We start from the raw sequence: 3,535 nt of genomic DNA on the forward strand, positions 1-3,535 counted from the left end.
AGTGATGGGAGAGAATGTTCAAGAGTGGATTCTAAATGTTCAGATAAAGACATAAAAAAATGAGCGTATTCACATACACTCATTTTTACTACATTTTACTAAAATTTGCTTAACTGACTGGCATTACGAGTTGTGGGCTTTTTTTTATGCTAAATATTTTTCGAGTAGATCAGTTTAATCACAAAGAAAATACATAATTCATTCGAAAAATAAGGTTAGAATGAATTTATTTAAACAATTACAAATAAATACTTGAGGTTAAGGGTTATGAATTCAATGAAAAAAAGCATGCTCGCAATCGCATTAGTCAGTACGTTGACCCTGAGTGGTTGTGGCTATAACACATTACAAGTCAAAGACGAGGCCGTTACAGCAGCATGGTCTGAGGTGCAAAACCAATATCAACGCCGTGCAGATTTGGTACCGAATCTTGTCAATGTGGTTAAAGGTTACGCGAAACATGAGGAACAAGTACTGACAGAAGTGACTCAAGCACGTGCCAATGTTGCGGGCTTAAAAGTGGATAAGGAAGTTTTGGAAGATCCAGCACTGTTCCAAAAATATCAAGAAGCTCAAGCGCAGATGACCAGCGCACTATCACGTTTAATTGCTGTTTCGGAAAATTATCCAGACTTAAAAGCCAATGAGCAATTTCGTGACTTACAGGTTCAGTTAGAAGGCACTGAAAACCGGATCGCTGTCGCACGTAATCGCTACATTACTACGGTACAAGACTTTAACGGCTATGCACGCCAGTTCCCGCAAGTGATGACAGCTAAAGTCATCGGTATGGATACCAAGCCTAACTTTAGCGCAGAGCAAAGTGCACAAACTGCACCAAAAGTTGATTTTAATTAATTGGCATCACTGCATTGTGAGGTGGGCTGATGGTGGATTTTGAGTTAAAACATACAGGTTTGTTGTGGTTGCAGCGCATGGTTTTAGCATGCTTATTGTGTGTGGTGGGTTTCACACATGCAGAAACTGCCACCGCTACAGATGTAGATGCTGAAACAGTTGTTGTCGGTAAAATATTAAAAGATCAACAGTCAGCTACGCAAAAAGAAACAACAGCAGAGCCTGAAATCAAAATTCAGCAGCCGAGTATTGCCAATGATATGGCAGATGGCGAGTCGATTCGCGGCTTGCCGACCCTAAATGAACCTGTAGTTGATCAGGCAAATTTACTTTCAGCTGCTGAAAAGCAAGCTATTAGCCAGAAAATTCTACAGTTACACGAACAAGGCAAGGCACAAGTTGGTATCGTGATTGTACCAACCACAGGTCAAGAAGATATTTTTGATTATGCCATGCGTGTTGCAGAAAAATGGCAACTCGGTTCTGCAAAACGTGACAACGGGATATTGATGGCAATCGCCGTGAACGACCGTAGAATTCAAATCCTTACGGGTTATGGGTTAGAAGGAATCATGCCCGATATCATCGTTAGTCGCATAATTCGTAATCAAATCACACCGTATTTTAAGCAAGCTCAGTATGCTCAAGGCATAGATGCTGGCTTAACGGAAATAACACGTATTTTAAATCAAGACCCTGAAGTTGCAGCTCAGGCAGCCCAAGAGTTGAAAGAGCGTCAGGAAAAAGCCTTACACGAACAACAAGCCAAAGAGAAAACGTTTACAACGGTTCTCATTATTTTGGTGATTGGTATTTTTGCATCCTTTATTGTGGGTAAGCGCTTAAGTGCGTCAACTGCAGCTGTTGCAGGTACCGTTGCGGGTTTGGTCAATGGTGCAGGTCTACTCACCAGTCTGTTGATGGGTGGAGCAATTTTCTTTCTACTCATCACTGCTATTGCTCAAACCATTTTTCAAATGTTTCTTGCTGGTGGTGGAGGCGGAGGTGGTCGCAGCGGTGGTGGTGGTTTTGGTGGCGGTGGCTATAGCGGAGGCGGTGGTGGTTTTGGCGGTGGGGGAGCATCAGGTTCATGGTAACGAAAACAGAAACAACAGAAATTGTCACCTGTCCTAAAACACAGGAAATACAGCAACCAAGTTTTAAACGCTGGTTGAAGCACTTCTTTTATATGCCTGCAGCAAACCGGTTTTTTAATAAGCAAGATCAGCAGGCCATTGCACAAGCGGTGACAGAAGCTGAGCATGGCCATGTGGGCGAAATACAGGTGGTGATAGAGGGACATATTCCGTCAAACCAAGCCTATTATCAAAACACCCGTGCTCGTGCTGAACAGCTTTTTGCTGAGTTAGGTGTCTGGGATACTGAGTTTAATAGCGGAGTATTATTGTATTTGAATATCTGCGAACGTCAGGTAGAAATTGTTTTTGACCGTGGGCTGCGTCAAGCAACTAACGATAAAATTTGGCAAGATATTTGCCAAAATATCATTGCTAAAATGCAAGCTAAAGACTATCGCAATGCGCTGACGAATGGTGTTTTTGAAATAGGTTTAGTCTTGAATCAGTTTTATGCTGATAAAACGCAAGACCGTGTTAATGAAATAGCCAATTCGCCAATAATACTACGTTAATAAACAGGTTTAAAAGTGACACAAATCGTCACTTTTAAACACAAAAAGAGACGCAATGATTACAAAAAATAAAAATATTTTTTTAAAGTGCTGTTTTTTCTGTTAATTTTATTATAATCAGTTTTGGCACAATTAGTGCTAACTATAAATTAAGCTAAATTAGCTTTACAAAGCTTATAAATAAACAAAAAACATTTGTGGAGAATGTTATGAAATCTATACAAAAGGGTTTTACTCTTATTGATACTCCATAAGTGTCCATATAACATGAACATTCCATAAGTAAGTATATATGGACATCATAGAATAAACGTCAGACCCGTTCTCGCTATGAAGCAGAAATATTCCTTTGCTCTTCTTTTTTTCTTCCTACATTGATCCATGCACAAGCGTTAGGCTTAAATCAATATTCAGATATTTCATCAATTACGCAAATTGCTTCAAATCAAAAAATTCAAACAGAACTTCAAAAGTTGTTAAAGCATGATTATCAAAAATTTCAATCTCATTTTGAGCATTACTCAGCGCCTTATTTGTTGAGAACAGATGAGGCGTTGTATTATGAGTGGCGGTCTGCATCCAGTTTAGATGCTTCATCAGCGATTATTTTTGAAGATGGTTGATTGTTTGCTGCCATTTATTCTTTTACAACTAAGACATTAAAATACTTTAGCAATGATGCGAGTTGCTCAGAACAATTACATCCTGCGATTCAAATCTTTGCTCAACAGCGTGAAATTCAAAATATTGAGTATGTGACAGCAAGAGTGGATAGCGCTTTAAAATATCATCTTGGTTTACCTGCTCAATGTGAGGCTTATATAGAAAAACGGCTTTGTTGCACAAACCTATCTGTAAAGGCTTTTTCAGCGATATAATTTTCAAATGAAGAAGCCTACACACAAAATCTATCGCACAACCAATTGGCCCGCATATAACCGAGCACTCATGAGTCGCGGAAATATTGCCATTTGGTTTGATCCTGCTACGCAATGGTATGCTCCATCAAAAGGCAAACAAGGGCGA

General features: G+C 39.5%; 3 protein-coding genes and 2 pseudogenes. All 5 read left to right on the forward strand.

Annotated features, from left to right (window positions below; all coding sequences use genetic code 11):
* Positions 1–267: 267 nt before the first annotated feature.
* Entirely contained in the window at positions 268–858 is a 591-nt protein-coding gene (locus FTT94_RS16225; RefSeq protein WP_078189372.1) for a LemA family protein, read from the forward strand.
* A 77-nt stretch (positions 859–935) separates the two neighbouring features.
* On the forward strand, positions 936–1,955 hold the full coding sequence (locus FTT94_RS16230) for a YgcG family protein (protein ID WP_257231475.1): 1,020 nt from the start codon (positions 936–938) through the stop codon (positions 1,953–1,955).
* Positions 1,949–2,509 (forward strand): TPM domain-containing protein, encoded by a 561-nt coding sequence (locus tag FTT94_RS16235; protein ID WP_180171118.1) that lies wholly within the window; start codon positions 1,949–1,951, stop codon positions 2,507–2,509. Before FTT94_RS16230 ends, FTT94_RS16235 begins: the two co-directional genes overlap by 7 nt.
* A 330-nt stretch (positions 2,510–2,839) precedes the next feature.
* Positions 2,840–3,387, forward strand: a pseudogene (locus FTT94_RS16240) (hypothetical protein).
* A gap of 7 nt (positions 3,388–3,394) precedes the next feature.
* Positions 3,395–3,535, forward strand: a pseudogene (locus FTT94_RS16245) (IS5/IS1182 family transposase); the annotation flags it as partial.

It is taken from the genome of Acinetobacter sp. YH12027 (assembly GCF_013420085.1).
GTDB classification, from domain to species: domain Bacteria; phylum Pseudomonadota; class Gammaproteobacteria; order Pseudomonadales; family Moraxellaceae; genus Acinetobacter; species Acinetobacter amyesii.